General features: G+C 49.3%; 18 protein-coding genes. 17 read left to right on the top strand and 1 reads right to left on the bottom strand.

From position 1 onward, the window contains the following. Positions 1 to 67: 67 nt before the first annotated feature. Complete coding sequence (gene trmB / locus BN3656_RS05910; RefSeq protein WP_066545159.1) at positions 68 to 727, bottom strand: tRNA (guanosine(46)-N7)-methyltransferase TrmB; 660 nt, start codon at positions 725 to 727, stop codon at positions 68 to 70. A 309-nt stretch (positions 728 to 1,036) separates the two neighbouring features. Here trmB and BN3656_RS05905 point away from each other — a divergent pair, with 309 nt between their 5' ends. The 17 genes from BN3656_RS05905 to tilS all read left to right on the top strand — a co-directional run bounded on the left by BN3656_RS05905 (position 1,037) and on the right by tilS (position 15,513). Beyond that, positions 1,037 to 2,059: an SH3 domain-containing protein gene (locus tag BN3656_RS05905; RefSeq protein WP_066545158.1), complete on the top strand. Its 1,023-nt coding sequence runs from the start codon at positions 1,037 to 1,039 to the stop codon at positions 2,057 to 2,059. A 181-nt stretch (positions 2,060 to 2,240) separates the two neighbouring features. After that, entirely contained in the window at positions 2,241 to 2,552 is a 312-nt protein-coding gene (locus BN3656_RS05900) for an ATPase (protein WP_066545157.1), read from the top strand. 4 nt (positions 2,553 to 2,556) lie between these two features. Further along, on the top strand, positions 2,557 to 3,579 hold the full coding sequence (locus tag BN3656_RS05895; RefSeq protein WP_066545151.1) for a V-type ATPase subunit: 1,023 nt from the start codon (positions 2,557 to 2,559) through the stop codon (positions 3,577 to 3,579). Positions 3,580 to 3,594: 15 nt separating this feature from the next. Further along, complete coding sequence (locus tag BN3656_RS05890; protein WP_066545149.1) at positions 3,595 to 5,529, top strand: V-type ATPase 116kDa subunit family protein; 1,935 nt, start codon at positions 3,595 to 3,597, stop codon at positions 5,527 to 5,529. Between the two features lie 38 nt (positions 5,530 to 5,567). Beyond that, entirely contained in the window at positions 5,568 to 6,008 is a 441-nt protein-coding gene (locus BN3656_RS05885) for an ATP synthase subunit C (RefSeq protein WP_066545147.1), read from the top strand. Then, positions 6,008 to 6,316: a V-type ATP synthase subunit F gene (locus tag BN3656_RS05880; protein WP_066545146.1), complete on the top strand. Its 309-nt coding sequence runs from the start codon at positions 6,008 to 6,010 to the stop codon at positions 6,314 to 6,316. Before BN3656_RS05885 ends, BN3656_RS05880 begins: the two co-directional genes overlap by 1 nt. Before the next feature lie 47 nt (positions 6,317 to 6,363). Beyond that, positions 6,364 to 6,945: a V-type ATP synthase subunit E gene (locus BN3656_RS05875; RefSeq protein ID WP_066545144.1), complete on the top strand. Its 582-nt coding sequence runs from the start codon at positions 6,364 to 6,366 to the stop codon at positions 6,943 to 6,945. Continuing rightward, complete coding sequence (locus tag BN3656_RS05870; protein WP_066545142.1) at positions 6,946 to 8,712, top strand: V-type ATP synthase subunit A; 1,767 nt, start codon at positions 6,946 to 6,948, stop codon at positions 8,710 to 8,712. A gap of 11 nt (positions 8,713 to 8,723) precedes the next feature. Further along, positions 8,724 to 10,100, top strand: a complete 1,377-nt coding sequence (locus BN3656_RS05865; protein ID WP_066545138.1) for a V-type ATP synthase subunit B — start codon at positions 8,724 to 8,726, stop codon at positions 10,098 to 10,100. An 11-nt stretch (positions 10,101 to 10,111) separates the two neighbouring features. Further along, complete coding sequence (locus BN3656_RS05860) at positions 10,112 to 10,735, top strand: V-type ATP synthase subunit D (protein ID WP_066545133.1); 624 nt, start codon at positions 10,112 to 10,114, stop codon at positions 10,733 to 10,735. Between the two features lie 143 nt (positions 10,736 to 10,878). Then, entirely contained in the window at positions 10,879 to 11,154 is a 276-nt protein-coding gene (locus BN3656_RS05855; protein ID WP_066545132.1) for an HU family DNA-binding protein, read from the top strand. Positions 11,155 to 11,157: 3 nt separating this feature from the next. Beyond that, positions 11,158 to 11,397 (top strand): RNA-binding S4 domain-containing protein, encoded by a 240-nt coding sequence (locus BN3656_RS05850; RefSeq protein ID WP_066545130.1) that lies wholly within the window; start codon positions 11,158 to 11,160, stop codon positions 11,395 to 11,397. A gap of 113 nt (positions 11,398 to 11,510) precedes the next feature. Beyond that, entirely contained in the window at positions 11,511 to 11,798 is a 288-nt protein-coding gene (gene yabP / locus BN3656_RS05845; RefSeq protein WP_066545128.1) for a sporulation protein YabP, read from the top strand. Positions 11,799 to 11,814: 16 nt separating this feature from the next. Beyond that, a complete protein-coding gene (yabQ, locus tag BN3656_RS05840) occupies positions 11,815 to 12,159 on the top strand; it encodes a spore cortex biosynthesis protein YabQ (protein ID WP_066545127.1) in 345 nt (114 codons plus the stop codon). Between the two features lie 24 nt (positions 12,160 to 12,183). Next, a complete protein-coding gene (locus tag BN3656_RS05835) occupies positions 12,184 to 12,501 on the top strand; it encodes a septum formation initiator (RefSeq protein WP_066545126.1) in 318 nt (105 codons plus the stop codon). Between the two features lie 141 nt (positions 12,502 to 12,642). Then, positions 12,643 to 14,058 carry a SpoIIE family protein phosphatase gene (locus BN3656_RS05830; RefSeq protein ID WP_334302641.1) on the top strand — a complete coding sequence of 472 codons (1,416 nt, stop codon included), beginning with the start codon at positions 12,643 to 12,645 and terminating at the stop codon, positions 14,056 to 14,058. 12 nt (positions 14,059 to 14,070) lie between these two features. Then, positions 14,071 to 15,513 carry a tRNA lysidine(34) synthetase TilS gene (tilS, locus tag BN3656_RS05825; RefSeq protein ID WP_066545124.1) on the top strand — a complete coding sequence of 481 codons (1,443 nt, stop codon included), beginning with the start codon at positions 14,071 to 14,073 and terminating at the stop codon, positions 15,511 to 15,513. Positions 15,514 to 15,517: the final 4 nt, after the last annotated feature.

Below are 15,517 nucleotides of genomic sequence, written 5' to 3'. Positions count from 1 at the left end.
TATTGATGCCCCGGCATCCGGATTTATCTGTAGGAAGATCCGGCGCCGGGGCTTTTTGGAGTCTGCTTTATTCTTTATCATATGCCGGGATTTCCCTGGCTGCTACCAGCTTGCAGATGGGATTTCCCATAGAGGAAAATTTTTCCTCATATTCTGTCATTACATTTCCCTCATTCATGGGACTGTGGTGGAGATCGAAGGTATGGGCCTTGATCTGCCAGCCAGCCTGGGGGATAGCTTCCAGGGAGTAATCGAAAAGTCCCCGGTTGTCTGTTTTAAACTCGATCACGCCGTCGCGGGCAAGAATTTGGTCATAGACAGCCATGAAATCGGGAGAGGTAAGGCGGCGTCTGGCGTGACGATCCTTAGGCCACGGATCTGAGAAATTTAGATAGATGCGGTTTACTTCGCCGGGAGCGAAATAGTCAGCCATGGCCTTTGCGTCAATGCAGAGGAAATAAATGTTATCCAGTTCCAGTCCGGCTCTTTTCTGCAGGCCTCTCAGAAGTACGCTGGAATACCGTTCGATTCCAATGTAGTTGATATGGGGATTTTTCTGAGCCAGCTCCATGATAAAGCGCCCTTTTCCCATTCCTACCTCTATTTCGATGGGATGGTCATTTCCGAATACCTGGTTCCAGCTTCCTTTGTGGAGGGCCGGTTCCTGGATCACATAGGGACTTGAGGCGATGGTTTCCTCTGCCCCGGGAATATGTCTTAAACGCATAGATGTATGTCCTCGTCTTTCTTTGCGGTCAAACCGCAGGGAAGTGTAGTTGTTTTATCCGCAGACTGCGGTTTTTGTAAGGATGATCGGACTTATTTTAACATTCAAATGGGGGAAATGCAACTGTGAAACGCAGGCGGAAGCCTGTCAAAAACGAGAAAAACGGTTTCAAGGTATATTTTTAGGATATGATCATATAGTTCCTTCATAAAATCCTTCCAATTCCTAGTGCAATTTCAATATAAATAAGGTATAATATGAACACAGAGAGTTTCTGTAGAAATCTGCTGATACAAAGGAGGAAGGGATATGTCAAACCTGGAGCATACCACCAGCTGGCAGCAGATCCAGCAGGGGGTCAAAGAGGCAGAACGTTTGATTGTGAATAAAAATTATAATCTGGTGATGGTAAAAGCAAGACAGACATTAGAGTGCATGGTTCGCTGTATGGCGGAGAAGGCCTGTCTGGTGGAGGGCGATCTGTCAGATACCATTGACCAGCTGTATGAAGGCGGCTGGATCAATAAGACGACAAAAGATAATTACCATACCATCCGCATTCTTGGGAATAAGGCGGTGCATGAAAATGACAATACAGCGTATAATGCCAATCAGGCATATCAGCTTTTAACCCAGGAGGTTCATGCTTTTTCTCATGATGGCGGCGCTTCCGGAGGGGGGCGGATCCAGAGAATATCTTCCGGAGGAGGCCGGGAACGTACTGGACAGAGGGGAAGCCAGAGGCCTGTATCTGCTGGAAACCGTGCGGGAGGCAGCCGGCCTGTCCAGGGGCAGAGAACCCAGACCGGACGTTCCGGTTACAGCTCCGGACAGCGAAATCCAAATGTCAGACGGAGAAAACGCAGGGGAGTATCACCGCTGTTTTATCTGTGGCGTCTTCTGATTCCGCTCCTGGTGGTGATCCTTCTGATCGTAGTGATCCAGATGCTCCGTCCTGGAAAGGATGAGGTTAAAGATACGGCAGCTCCCACTGAAAGCTCACAGACGGTTGAGAGTATGCCGGAAACAGAGCCTGAGACAGAACCGGAGACGCAGCCGGAGGCTGAACGTTATGTAGTGACAGGCAACAGCGTAAATGTTCGTACAGAGCCGTCCACCAGCAGCCGTATTCTGGTACAGCTTTCTCAGGGCACAGAGGTGGATTATGTAAAGCGGTATAATAATGACTGGACTGTGATTAACTATGACGGACAGGAGGCTTATGTTTCCAGCCAGTACATTGAGAAAAAGGCTTCGGAGAGTGAGCCTTCTTCCGAAGAGGATGCAGAAAGCGCCAGTGGAACAGACGCAGCAGAAGTTCAGGCTCAGTAGCAGAAAATTTCCAGAAATTTGAAATTAAAGGAGATATGTCATTCATGGAAAAGGGAGGGCATATCTTTTTTTGTATTGTTCTGAAAAAAATTTTGTTAAAAATTTATTTATTCTACAAAATGCCACTGGTAATTTCAGAAAAAAAGAGTATTATAAGGGAATATAAAAAGGAGGCGTAAAAATGGACAAAATAATTGACCGGTTATCTGACATTGAGAAAGCCGCCGGATCTTTAATGGATGATGCAGGAGTCCGAAAGAAGGCTCTTGCAAAGGAAATGGAAGAGAAAACGGCGGCTTTTGACAGAGAACTGGAGCAAAAAACAGCTGCGCGCATTTCATGCATCCAGAAGCAGATGGAGCAGGAGATGCAGGAGGAACTGGATAAGCAGGCCGCTGATGCCAGGGGCATGATCGCCCGTTTGGAGGAAACTTATGAGAAACAGCATAAATTGTATGCAGAGAGCCTCTTTCGGAGCATGATAAAGGAGTGAGCCTATGGGAAGCTTGATTCATTACAGCGGCATTTCTACCAAGATAAGGGCTATGGAACGGTGGCGTATTAAGCCGGAACAGTTTGAACAGATGGCCGCTTTGGAAAGCGTTCCTGAGGCAGTCCGTTTTCTTCGCTCCCTGCCGCCGTATGAGAAGATTTTTTCCGGTGTTGAGGATAAAGAACTCCACAGGGGGAGGATTGAACAGCTTTTGAACCTGGCTCAGTACGAGGACTTTGCAAGTCTGTATCAGTTTGCCAATATGAAACAGAGGCGGTTTTTAGACCTGTATTTCATGCATTATGAAATAGGGATCGTAAAGACCTGCCTGAGAAACGGAGCCGGACGCCGTGAGGCCGCTCAGGATCTGTCGGGTTTTAAGGAGTTTTTTGACCGCCATTCTTCTGTGGATCTGGCCCAGCTTTCTCAGTGCCGTTCTATTGATGAGGTGATTTCGGGTCTGAAGGGTACGATTTACTACAGTCCGCTGGAAAGCCTGCGGCAGAAGGGACAGGCAGTTCTTCCGGCGTGTGAGACAGCGGTGGATATGCTGTATTTTAAAACGGTGTGGAAAATAAAGGAAAAATATCTTTCTGGACAGGAAAAAAAGGATCTGACCCAGTGCTTCGGTACCCGGATGGATATGCTGAACCTGCAGTGGATCTGCCGGGCAAAGAAGTATTACCATCTGCCTGAGGGCGAAATTTATGCAATGATCATTCCGATCAGCCTTCATCTGAAAAAAACAGAGATCCGGGCTATGGCCCAGGCAGAAGATGTGGAGCAGGTTTACGCGCTGATCCGAAACAGCTGGTACGGACGGCTGGATCTGGGAAACCTGGAAAAAGGACAGAGCCTGGAAGAACCCTGCAGGGAAGTGATAGACCGTATTTATGAGCTTACCAGCAGGAAGGAGCCTTATTCTGCGTCTGTACTCAATTCATACCTGTATTTTAAAGAGAGGGAGATTGAGAAAATCATTACTACCATTGAGCGGATCCGCTACGGAGTGGCGGCCGGCATATAAAGGGGGTTTTAAAACGTGATCGAAAAGATGAAGTTCTTAAGTATTACCGGCCCCAGAGAGGATATTGACCGGGTGGCGGATACCTATCTGTCCCGATATGAGATCCACCTGGAAAATGCTCTTTCTGAGCTGAAAACGGTAAAAAACTTAAGACCGTATATTGAAGTTAATCCGTACAGGGATCAGCTGGCCATGGCCAGAAGCCTGATGCAGCGGTTTGGAGGACAGCTGCCGGAGGTAAAACGGTCCGGAGAGGAAACTCTGCCAGACATTCAGGAGGCGTCCGCTTTTGTGGAGCGCTTAAGTGAAGAGTTAAAGGAACTGACAGACCGCAGAGAGGAGCTTTTGATCCAGATCGAGGCATTGAAAAAGTCCAAGGACCGGGTGGCTCCCTTTACGGAGCTGAACTACAGCCTGCGGGAGATCCTGGGCTTTAAGTTTATCAAGTTCCGCTTCGGACGCGTTACCAGAGAGTATTATGATAAGATCAATAATTATGTATATGATACAATAGACACCGTTATGTTTAAGTGTCTGGAGGATTCAGAATATGTCTGGTTTGTATATTTTGTACCGGACAAGCTGTCGGAAAAAATCGACGCGATCTATGCTTCTATGCATTTTGAGCGTGTGTTCCTGCCGGATGAATATGAAGGCACGCCGCTGGAGGCAGAGCATGTTCTGGAAGAAAAGATCCAGGCATTGGAGGCCGAGAAGTTAGAGGCAGAACAGGCGGTAAAGACGATTCTGGAGGATAAAAAGGAAGAGCTTACAAAAGCATGGATGCGGCTGGAGCGCTTCGGGATCAATTTTGACGTGCGCAAGCTGGCAGCCTGCACCATGCACAATTCCAATAACTTCTATATTCTCTGCGGCTGGATGTCCGAAAGCGACGCCAGAGCCCTCAGAAAGGAAATTGAGGGGGATGAGAATACCTTCTGTATTGTAGAGGACAACCGGGGAAATATTACCAGCACCCCTCCGACCAAGATGAAGAATCCGGGACTGTTTAAGCCCTTTGAAATGTATGTGGAGATGTATGGACTTCCTTCCTACAATGAGATCGACCCGACGATCCTCATTGGGATTACTTATTCCATTCTGTTTGGATTTATGTTTGGAGATGCGGGACAGGGACTCTGTCTTCTCATAGGAGGCTTTCTTTTGTATCGATTTAAGAAGGTGCGTCTGGCGGGCATTATTTCCTGCTGCGGCTTCTTCTCAACGATTTTCGGCTTCCTTTTCGGCAGTATCTTCGGTTTTGAGGATATCATAGACGCCATATGGCTGCGTCCTCAGGAGGCAATGACAGACCTGCCCTTTATCGGCCGTCTGAACACCGTGTTTGTGGTTGCTATTGCGATCGGTATGGGTATTATTCTTTTGTGCATGATCCTCAATATCATAAACAGCGCCAGAGTCCATGATACGGAAAAACTCTGGTTTGATACGAACGGCGCTGCGGGCATTGTCTTTTATGCGGCTCTGGCAAGCGTGATCGTGCTGTATATGAGCGGAAAAACCCTTCCTGCTACGATTGTTCTGGTTATTATGTTTGTGATCCCTCTGGCTGTGATATTCTTTAAGGAGCCTCTGACAGCTATGGTGGAAAAAAAATCCGAGAAGATATCCGGCGGTGTGGGAATGTTTATCACTCAGGGTATTTTCGAGCTCTTTGAAGTGCTTTTAAGCTATTTTTCCAACACACTTTCTTTTGTTCGTGTGGGCGCCTTTGCAGTGAGCCATGCAGCCATGATGCAGGTGGTGCTGATGCTTGCTGGCGCTGAGGCGGGAGATCCCAACTGGGGCATCGTCATCGGCGGCAACCTCTTTGTCTGCGGTATGGAGGGACTGATCGTGGGGATCCAGGTGCTTCGTCTGGAGTATTATGAGCTGTTCAGCCGTTTCTACCGGGGCAGCGGACGGGCATTTGAGCCTTATGGAAGATAGGAAAATGTAAAAAATTACAATATAAGGAGAACAAAATTATGAGTTTATTAGTTAAGATCACATTGAGCGCAGCACTTATTTTAAGTATCGGAGTTCCCTTTGGAGCATTTGCGGCAGGAGAGAAGACAAGAGGACGCTATAAGACAGCTCTGGGAGCAAATCTGTTTCTTTTCTTCGGCACCATGGTGATCGCGGCTGTGCTGATGTTTAACGGAAATGCATTTGCGGCAGAGGAAGCGGCTTCCGCAGCCGGTTCAGCGTCATCTGCAGCCGGTATGGGTTACTTATCTGCAGCTCTTGCAACTGGTCTTTCCTGTCTGGGCGGCGGTATTGCAGTATCTGCTGCAGCCAGCGCAGCGTTAGGAGCTATCAGTGAGGACAGCTCGATTCTTGGTAAATCCTTAATCTTCGTAGGTCTTGCCGAAGGTGTGTGTCTGTACGGTCTGATCATTTCCTTTATGATCCTTGGTAAGCTGTAATGAAAATGTATCTGATCAGCGACAACATCGACACCTGGACCGGCATGAGGCTGGCAGGTGTTGAAGGGGCTGTGGTACATGAGAGGGAGGAACTGAAACAGGAACTGGATAAGGTCCTGGCCGATAAGGATATAGGCATTATCCTGCTGACAGAGAAGTTCGGCAGGGAATTTCCGGAGATCATCGATAATGTAAAGCTGGAACGCAGGCTTCCATTGATCGTGGAGATCCCGGACCGCCATGGTACCGGCCGCAAGCCGGACTTTATCACCTCTTATGTAAACGAAGCCATTGGACTGAAGCTGTAGGGCGCAGCCGCCCAGGCACATTTTTTCAGAGAAAGCAGGTGAATCGCATGACAACAGAAGAAAAACTGAAGCATTTTCAGGAAATCTGCATGACAGATGCCAGAGAAAAAAGCGCCCGTATGCTGGATGACTGCGTCCGGGCTCTGGACGCGGCCTTTGAGGAGCATAAGGCAGAGGCAGAGCGTAGGGCTGCCATGCAGGAGGAGGCCCAGAAGGAAAAGCTGGAGCGTGAAAAAAATAAAAAGCTTTCCATCGGACAGCTGGATTTAAAGCGTGAAATAAGCCACAGACAGGAGGAGCTTAAGGATAAGCTGTTCGTGGAAGTAAAGGATATGCTGGCGAATTTTATGGAAACAAGAGAGTATCAGGAGCTTCTGGAACGGCAGATCCGGAGCGCTAAGGAATTCGCAGGAGATGAGGCGCTGATCGTTTATATGGATCCCTCTGATGAGGATAAGGCCCGCAGACTGGCTCTCCACAATAACGTGACGGTAAAGATCAGCGAGTATTCCTTCAGCGGGGGGATCCGGGCTGTGGTCCCGTCCAAGCATGTTCTGATCGATCATTCCTTTGACACCAAGTTAAAGGAAGCCAGACATGATTTTACATTTCATTTGGGAGGTAAGTAAATGACGAAGACAGGTGTGATCTACGGCATCAACGGCCCTGTGGTTTCTCTGGAGGGAGATCCCGGTTTCCAGATGAACGAAATGGTGTACGTTGGAAAGGAAAATCTGGTAGGCGAAGTCATCGGACTTACCTCACAAAAGACAACGATCCAGGTCTATGAGGAGACCAGCGGCTTAAAGCCGGGAGAGGTTGTCACCGGGACGGGAGCGCCTGTGTCCGTTACCCTTGCTCCGGGTATTCTAAGTAATATTTTTGATGGAATTGAGCGACCCTTAAGCAAGATCGCAGAGCGCAGCGGTTACTCCATCAGCCGGGGCATCAGTGTGGACTCGCTGGATACTTCCAAAAAATGGGATACACATATTACAGTGAAAAAGGGCGAACGGCTGATGCCGGGAACCATCATTGCAGAGGTGCCGGAGACAAGAGCGATCGTACACAAGGTCATGGTTCCGCCGGACATGGAGGGCTATGTCATTGACGTGGTTCCGGACGGATCGTATACGATCAATGATATGCTTGTAAAAGTTCAGCTGATGGACGGTTCTGAGAAGGAGCTGACCATGACCCAGAAGTGGCCCATCCGTGTGCCAAGGCCCGCTGCCAAGCGTTTTGCGGCTACCCGCCCTCTGATTACGGGACAGCGTATCCTGGATACCATGTTCCCTCTGGCAAAGGGAGGTACGGCTGCCATTCCCGGCGGTTTCGGAACCGGAAAGACAATGACACAGCATCAGATCGCCAAGTGGTCCGATGCAGATGTGATCATCTATATCGGCTGCGGCGAGCGCGGAAATGAGATGACTCAGGTATTGGAGGAGTTTTCAGAACTGATCGATCCAAAGAGCGGAAATCCTCTGATGGACCGCACCACACTGATCGCCAATACTTCCAATATGCCTGTGGCGGCTCGTGAGGCAAGCCTGTACGCCGGATTGACCCTGGCTGAGTATTACAGGGATATGGGATATCATGTGGCTATTATGGCCGATTCTACCTCCCGGTGGGCTGAGGCGCTCAGAGAGCTGTCCGGCCGTCTGGAGGAGATGCCTGCAGAGGAGGGATTCCCGGCTTACCTGGCATCCCGTCTGTCTGCCTTTTATGAGAGAGCAGGCATGATGCGCAATTTAAACGGAACAGAAGGCTCTGTAACGATTATCGGAGCTGTGTCACCCCAGGGCGGCGATTTCTCCGAGCCTGTGACCCAGAACACCAAGCGTTTTGTGCGCTGCTTCTGGGGACTGGATAAGAGTCTTTCCTATGCAAGGCATTTTCCGGCGATCCATTGGCTTACCAGCTATTCCGAGTATGTAAATGATTTGTCCTCCTGGTATATGGACAACGTAGACCAGAAGTTTGTAGATTACCGCAACCGTCTCATGGCTCTTCTGACACAGGAGAGCAGCCTGATGGAGATTGTAAAGCTGATTGGTTCTGATGTTCTGCCGGATGATCAGAAGCTGGTCCTGGAGATTGCCAGAGTGATCCGTCTGGGCTTTCTGCAGCAGAATGCCTTTCATAAAGAGGATACCTCTGTACCCCTTAAGAAGCAGTTTAAGATGATGGAGATTATTTTATATTTGTACAAGAAGTCAAAGACCCTGATTTCCATGGGTATGCCAATGTCCGTCCTGAAGGAGGATCCTATTTTTGACCGTATCATTTCCATCAAGTACGATGTACCTAATGACCGTCTGGATCTGTTTGACGAGTATAAGACCCAGGTAGACCGGTTCTATGAAAATGTAGTGGAGCGCAACGCATAAGGAGGATTCAGATGGCAGTTGAATATTTAGGTTTAAGTGAGATCAATGGCCCTCTGGTGGTTCTGGAGGGCGTTCAGAATGCGGCATATGATGAGATCGTGGAAATGACCGTAGCCGGAAACACGAAAAAGATCGGCCGTATTATCGAAATATATGGAGATAAGGCAATTATTCAGGTTTTTGAGGGGACAGACGGTATGGCTCTGCGGAATACCCATACAAGGCTTACGGGACATCCTATGGAGATTGCCGTGTCTGAGGAGATGCTGGGACGGACCTTTAACGGAATCGGAGAACCCATTGACGGGTTGGGAGACATTATTTCCGATGTGCGTCTGGATATCAACGGACAGCCCCTAAATCCCGTTTCCAGAGAATATCCCAGAAACTACATCCGCACAGGCATCTCCGCCATTGACGGGCTTACGACCCTGATCCGGGGACAGAAGCTGCCGATCTTTTCAGGAAACGGCCTTCCCCATGACCAGCTGGCAGCCCAGATCGTACAGCAGGCGTCTCTGGGAGAAGGTTCGGATGAGTCCTTTGCCATTGTTTTCGGAGCTATGGGCGTAAAGCATGACGTGGCGGATTTCTTCCGCAGAACCTTTGAGGAGAGCGGCGTTTCCGAGCACGTTGCCATGTTTATCAATCTAGCAAACGATCCGGTGGTAGAGAGGCTGATCACTCCCAAGATCGCCCTGACTCTGGCAGAATACCTGGCCTATGAGAAGGGGATGCATATTCTGGTTATCCTGACGGATATGACCTCCTATGCGGAGGCGCTGCGTGAGGTTTCCTCATCCAAGGGTGAGATCCCTTCCAGAAAGGGATTCCCAGGCTACCTCTACAGTGATCTGGCTTCTCTTTACGAGAGAGCGGGGATTGTGGCAGGCCGTCACGGCTCTGTGACTCAGATCCCTATTTTGACTATGCCCAATGATGATATTACCCATCCCATCCCTGACCTGACGGGATATATCACAGAAGGGCAGATCGTTTTGGACCGGCAGTTAAACAGCCAGTCTGTATATCCGCCCATCAGCGTTCTTCCGTCCCTGTCCCGTCTGATGAAGGACGGCATCGGAGAGGGCTATACCAGGGCAGATCATCAGGATGTGGCAAACCAGCTTTTCTCCTGCTATGCCAAGGTGGGAGACGCAAGAGCGCTGGCTTCTGTAATCGGTGAGGACGAGCTGTCGCCTCTTGATAAAAAGTATCTGGAATTCGGACGGGAGTTTGAGAGCCGTTTTATCGGCCAGACCCACTATGAGAACCGTTCCATGACAGAAACCCTGGATATCGGCTGGGAGCTTCTTCGGATGCTTCCGAGAGAGGAACTGGACCGTATTGATACAAAGGTTCTGGATCAGTTTTACGAGAAAAGGTGAGGTGACGCAGCATGGATCCGAATACATTTCCCACCAAAGGAAATCTGATCGCGGCTAAAAATTCCCTGAAGCTTGCCACTATGGGCTATGGTCTTATGGATAAAAAGAGAAATATCCTGATCCGGGAGCTGATGGGGTTAATTGATGAGGCAAAGGGAATCCAGTCGGAGATCGACGCTGTGTTTACGGCTGCGTACCAGGCTCTCCAGGAAGCGAATATTGAGCTTGGGATCAACTATGTCCAGGAGATCGGCATGTCCATGCCTGTAGATGACGGCGTAGGGATCAAGGCACGAAGTATTATGGGAACGGAAATCCCTCTGGTGCGTCATGAACAGGGGCCTATGAAGGTGGCTTACGGTTTTAATAACACTTCAGAGTCTCTGGACATTGCCAGACAGCACTTTGAACGGGTGAAGGAGCTTACGATCAAGCTTTCCATGGTGGAAAATTCTGCCTATCGCCTGGCTAATTCCATCAAGAAAACCCAGAAGCGCGCCAATGCCTTAAAAAACATCACAATTCCCCATTATGAAGCGCTTTCCAGAACCATTTCCAATGCCCTTGAGGAGAAGGAAAGAGAGGAATTTACAAGACTTAAAGTAATAAAGCGGATGAAGACTGAAAAACCTTGACAAATCTGAACAAAACAGATATAAATGATAAGGTAAAAACTGACATTATCGAAAGAAGCGGATTCCTGAAGGACTGTTTAAAACGGGTCTGCGCCGGGTGGCGCTTTCATTTCAGGACTCCCGTCATCTAGGAGGAAAAATTGATGAATAAGACAGAGTTTATCGCAGCAGTTGCTGAGAAGGCAGAGATTTCCAAGAAGGATGCTGAGAAGGCAGTTAAAGCGTTCACAGATGTTGTAACTGAGGAGTTAGTAAACGGCGGCAAGGTACAGTTAGTTGGATTTGGTAACTTTGAGGTTGCTGAGAGACCTGCAAGAGAGGGAAGAAACCCCAAGACAGGCGAGGCTATGACCATCGCAGCTTCCAAGACACCAAAGTTTAAGGCCGGCAAGGCATTAAAGGATGAGGTTAATAAATAATTCATGAGACTTGACAAGTTTCTTAAGGTTTCCCGCCTGATCAAACGCAGGACTGTAGCCAATGAAGCCTGCGACGCAGGACGCGTCCTGGTCAATGATAAACCGGCTAAGGCGTCCTTAAATGTAAAAACAGGCGATATTATCGAGATCCAGTTCGGAGCAAAGGCTGTAAGAGCTGAGGTTCTGGATGTACAGGAAACTGTAAAAAAGGATGAAGCAAAGGAACTGTTCCGTTATCTGTAGGTCAAAGGTCTGATGGCCGGGGTTCGGAACAGGCTGTGGCATACAATGGCCCGCCTCCCCATATATTAGGTTTAGGGACTGCCCTTAAACTGAATATATGGGGAGGTTTTTGTATGGAAGAAACGCTTGGCAGCATCCGGCCCCACCGGATCACCATTCAGGATCGCAAGACTGCCGGAATTACCGGAGTATCAGACTGTGTGTCCTTTGATGAAAATGAGGTGGTGCTGGATACCGATATGGGACTTTTGACGATTCGGGGAAAGGATCTCCATGTGAACCGTCTGACTCTGGAAAAGGGAGAGGTAGATCTGGACGGAACGGTGGAAAGCTTTGCCTACAGTTCCAATGAAGCATTGCGGCGGTCGGGAGAATCCCTGTTTGCCCGCCTCTTTAAGTGATAGGAGGTGGGGGCAGATGAGCGAGCGTATCCGCTATGAGCTTCTTCTTACAGGCTTGAGCCTGGTTATGGGAGGATGGCTTATGATCGTCTATGACAGCTTAAGGCTGCTGCGCCTTTTGATCCATCATAATTCCCTTTTTATGGGAATGGAAGATTTTTTTTACTGGATCTATGCTGGAGGAGCCGTATTTATGCTGCTGTATGAACAGAATGACGGAAGCTTTCGGTTTTATGCCGTAGCAGGTGTATTTTTAGGTATGGCGGCATATGATCGTTTTGTGAGCCGTATCTTCTTCCGGTGCTTGAAAAAGTTTAGCAGATGGTTTAAAATAACAAGAAAGGATAATTCCGGATCGTAGAGAGCGGGAGTCAGGAGAACAGGGATGGCATATTATGGGAGGTCAAAGCGTTTAAGACGCGGCAAATGGGAAAATCGGATGGCAATCATAGGTATAACTATGGTAGTCATTTCTCTTGCTGTGGCTGTAAATGCAAAAGGGGCTTCTTTAAAGCAGGCAGACCTGGATTACAGACAGAAGGAAGCGGATTTGGCCCGTCAGGTCCAGGATGAGGAAAACAGGACCAGAGAGCTTGAGGAATACAAAATTTATGTACAGACCAAGCAGTATGCAGAAGAAGTAGCAAAGGAAAAGCTGGGTCTGGTAAATCCGGATGAGATCCTTTTAAAGCCCAGACAGTAAGTCGTGTGTCGAATGGGGTCGAAGGATTTTTGCACCCTTTAACTGAATATGACAGATATTTCCTCTCCGGTCTGCGTATACTGGATAAGAGGCGGGCTTTTTGGTATTGGAAGTCCGTCAGCGCAGATTGGAGGGATTTTTTTGTTGTCGGGAAGACGGGAAGTAAGAAGCAGATCAGATGTAAATTATTATACAGCCAGGAAATTGGAGGATATGGCAAGATCCATGGAGCGGCTGGCAAAAGCTTTTGACGAGGGGATGCACAAGACAGGAAGCCTGACAAGAGATGACGGGCTGGCTGCTATGCAGACTTCCGCATCCATGGTGTGCCAGGACTGCAGCCAATGCGGTATTTATGCAGAGAGTGAGCGGGAGGACAGTTATTATCTGTATTATCTTCTCCGGGCATTTGAACAGAAAGGACAGATCGAAAAGGAGGACATGCCCCGCCCTTTTCTGGCCGGCTGCCGCAAAAAAGAGGATTATCTGGCCCAGTTAAACCGCAGTCTGGCCCGTGCTGCCATGAATCTGTCCTGGAAGAACCGTTTTCTGGAAAGCCGTGACGCAGTGGTATCCCAGTTTCGCGAGCTGTCCCTGATCCTGGGAGAATTTTCTCATCAGATCGATCAGGCGGCAGATATAACGGAGGAATATGGATACATAATGAAAAAGCTGTTCCGCAGGTGCCATGTGGCGGTGGAAAATATGCTCATCCTGGAGTATGAAAGCGGAAGAAGAGAGGCTTATGTTACAGCCCGCACCACCAACGGACGGTGCATGACTGCAAAGGATGCCTCAGAGCTTATGAGCGAGGTGATCCCCGGGACGAGGTGGAACCCTGCAAAGGACAGCCGCAGCATTATCACAAGACAGAGCGGAACCGTGCGTTTTGAGGAGGATGGGGAGTATCAGCTCCTTTACGGGGCAGCCAGAGTGCCGAAGCAGGGGGAACGGTGTTCCGGGGATAATTATACCTTCTGCGAAAGTCCGGGAAGTCAGGCCATGATCAGTCTCTGCGACGGCATGGGCTGCGGTGAGCCGGCCTGTGAGGAAAGCGGACAAGTGGTAGAACTGACGGAAAACCTTTTGGAAGCAGGTTTTGGACCCAGAGCAGCCTTTAAGCTGGTAAATGCCGTGCTTTTACTGGCAGGAACGGAGCAGCATCCGGCGGCTCTGGACATGAGCTGCGTGGATCTGTACACAGGAGTGCTGGATGTTATGAAGCTGGGGGCAGCGCCTACCTTTGTGCTGGGACAGGAGGGGGCAGAGGTTTTGGAAGCAGGGCAGGTTCCGGCAGGGATTTTAAGTGAAGCGGAGCCGGTGATGCTGTCCAGAAAGCTGTGGGATGGGGATCACATTATCATGGTGACAGACGGGGTGTTAGATGCCCTTCCGGGAGAGGATAAGGAGCAGGCTATGTGCCAGTTTCTGGAAAGTCTGGACTTTATGCCGCCCCAGGAGATGGCAGAACGGATTTTGGAATTTGCCCTTTCCTTCGTGCCGGGAGCCAGAGATGATATGACCGTGCTTACAGCAGGAATCTGGAAAAAGGAGTAGAAAGAGAAGACAATGGATAAGCTGACAGAACGGGTCAGAAAGACGATAAAAGAACATCATATGGTGAAGCCGGGAGACCGGGTGATGGCGGCGCTGTCCGGCGGCGCAGATTCGGTATGCCTGCTGCGGATCCTAGTTCAGTTGAGAGATATTCTGGGAATTCGGCTGAGGGCCGTTCATGTCCATCATGGGCTGCGGGGAGAGGAGGCGGACCGGGACAGCCGGTTTGCAGAGGAACTCTGCCGGGAGCTTTCCGTGCCTTTTTCCCTTATTTATGCAGATGTAAGGGGACTGGCGGACAGAGAGGGGATTTCAGAAGAGGAGGCAGGTCGTATCCTGCGGTATGAAAGCTTTGAGTCAGAAGGAAAAAAGTGGGAATCAGAGGAGCCAGGGGCAGGCACCTCCTCAGTGAAAACAGCAGTGGCCCATCACAGCGGGGATCAGGCAGAAACCATTTTATATAACCTGTTTCGCGGCAGCGGCCTGGGAGGGTTAAAGGGGATGCCTTATGTGCGTGGAAATGTGATCCGTCCTCTTTTGGATGTAAGCGGAGAAGAAATACGGGAATACCTGAGGGAGAGAGGGTTTTCATGGAAGGAGGATTCCACCAATCATACAGACCATTATACCAGAAACCGCATCCGCAGGGAGATCCTTCCGGCGGTGGAGAAACGGATCAATCCTGGAGCCGGGGCCAATATCCTGCGCATGGGAAAGCTGGCGGCAATGGCGGACAGCTATTTAAGGCAGCAGGCAGGACGGTGGCTTGAGATATGGGCGTTGGATGAGAATAATGGAACCAGGAGCATTTTTCTGCCGGAAAAACCGTTCAAAGAGGCCGATGCCATTTTACAGCTGTACGCAGTGATGGAGGTTTTAAAGGAGCTGGCTGGTTCATCAAAGGATCTGGGACTGGTTCACGGTCAGGCTGCTGCGGAGCTGTTTGACCGGCAGCCAGGACGCCGGATCGATCTTCCGTATGGTCTTGAGGCCAGGAGAGAATATGGGGGGATACGGATTGGGGGAATAAAAGCATTTTCTGGGAAGAACAGGGAGAAAGAGGGGGCATCAGAAGGGCTGGATTTTCTTCCAAAGCCGGTTTTTACTGTATTTTCTTACAAAAAAGGCCTTTCAATTCCTAAAAATATGTATACGAAATGGTTTGACTGTGATAAAATAAAGGGTACGCCCGTTATCAGGACCAGACAGCCAGGAGATGAGCTGGCCCTTTCGCCAGGGGTTCACAAGCCTCTCAGAAGGTATATGATCGATGAAAAAATCCCTTCTGAGCTTCGTGACCGGATTCCTGTTCTGGCAGACGGAAACCGTGTGATGTGGGTTATCGGATACCGCATCAGCAGCGATTACAAGATAGACGAAGCGACAAAAAGAGTATTTCAGGCAGAACTTCCCGACAGTGAGGAAAGGAAGCTGCCTGCAAAAAGAAAAGATTAAAAAC

The sequence above is a fragment of the Clostridium sp. AT4 genome, assembly GCF_001517625.2.
GTDB lineage: Bacteria > Bacillota > Clostridia > Lachnospirales > Lachnospiraceae > Enterocloster.
Note: the sequence above shows the minus strand (reverse complement) of the source record. Positions and strands in the feature narration are given on the sequence as shown.

Excerpts from the sequence above, each read along its gene's own strand:
- trmB (WP_066545159.1), bottom strand. The coding sequence starts at position 727 with ATGCGTTTAAGACATATTCCCGGGGCAGAGGAAACCATCGCCTCAAGT.
- BN3656_RS05905 (WP_066545158.1), top strand. The coding sequence starts at position 1,037 with ATGTCAAACCTGGAGCATACCACCAGCTGGCAGCAGATCCAGCAGGGG.
- BN3656_RS05900 (WP_066545157.1), top strand. The coding sequence starts at position 2,241 with ATGGACAAAATAATTGACCGGTTATCTGACATTGAGAAAGCCGCCGGA.
- BN3656_RS05895 (WP_066545151.1), top strand. The coding sequence starts at position 2,557 with ATGGGAAGCTTGATTCATTACAGCGGCATTTCTACCAAGATAAGGGCT.
- BN3656_RS05885 (WP_066545147.1), top strand. The coding sequence starts at position 5,568 with ATGAGTTTATTAGTTAAGATCACATTGAGCGCAGCACTTATTTTAAGT.
- BN3656_RS05880 (WP_066545146.1), top strand. The coding sequence starts at position 6,008 with ATGAAAATGTATCTGATCAGCGACAACATCGACACCTGGACCGGCATG.
- BN3656_RS05875 (WP_066545144.1), top strand. The coding sequence starts at position 6,364 with ATGACAACAGAAGAAAAACTGAAGCATTTTCAGGAAATCTGCATGACA.
- BN3656_RS05870 (WP_066545142.1), top strand. The coding sequence starts at position 6,946 with ATGACGAAGACAGGTGTGATCTACGGCATCAACGGCCCTGTGGTTTCT.
- BN3656_RS05865 (WP_066545138.1), top strand. The coding sequence starts at position 8,724 with ATGGCAGTTGAATATTTAGGTTTAAGTGAGATCAATGGCCCTCTGGTG.
- BN3656_RS05860 (WP_066545133.1), top strand. The coding sequence starts at position 10,112 with ATGGATCCGAATACATTTCCCACCAAAGGAAATCTGATCGCGGCTAAA.
- BN3656_RS05855 (WP_066545132.1), top strand. The coding sequence starts at position 10,879 with ATGAATAAGACAGAGTTTATCGCAGCAGTTGCTGAGAAGGCAGAGATT.
- BN3656_RS05850 (WP_066545130.1), top strand. The coding sequence starts at position 11,158 with ATGAGACTTGACAAGTTTCTTAAGGTTTCCCGCCTGATCAAACGCAGG.
- yabP (WP_066545128.1), top strand. The coding sequence starts at position 11,511 with ATGGAAGAAACGCTTGGCAGCATCCGGCCCCACCGGATCACCATTCAG.
- yabQ (WP_066545127.1), top strand. The coding sequence starts at position 11,815 with ATGAGCGAGCGTATCCGCTATGAGCTTCTTCTTACAGGCTTGAGCCTG.
- BN3656_RS05835 (WP_066545126.1), top strand. The coding sequence starts at position 12,184 with ATGGCATATTATGGGAGGTCAAAGCGTTTAAGACGCGGCAAATGGGAA.
- tilS (WP_066545124.1), top strand. The coding sequence starts at position 14,071 with ATGGATAAGCTGACAGAACGGGTCAGAAAGACGATAAAAGAACATCAT.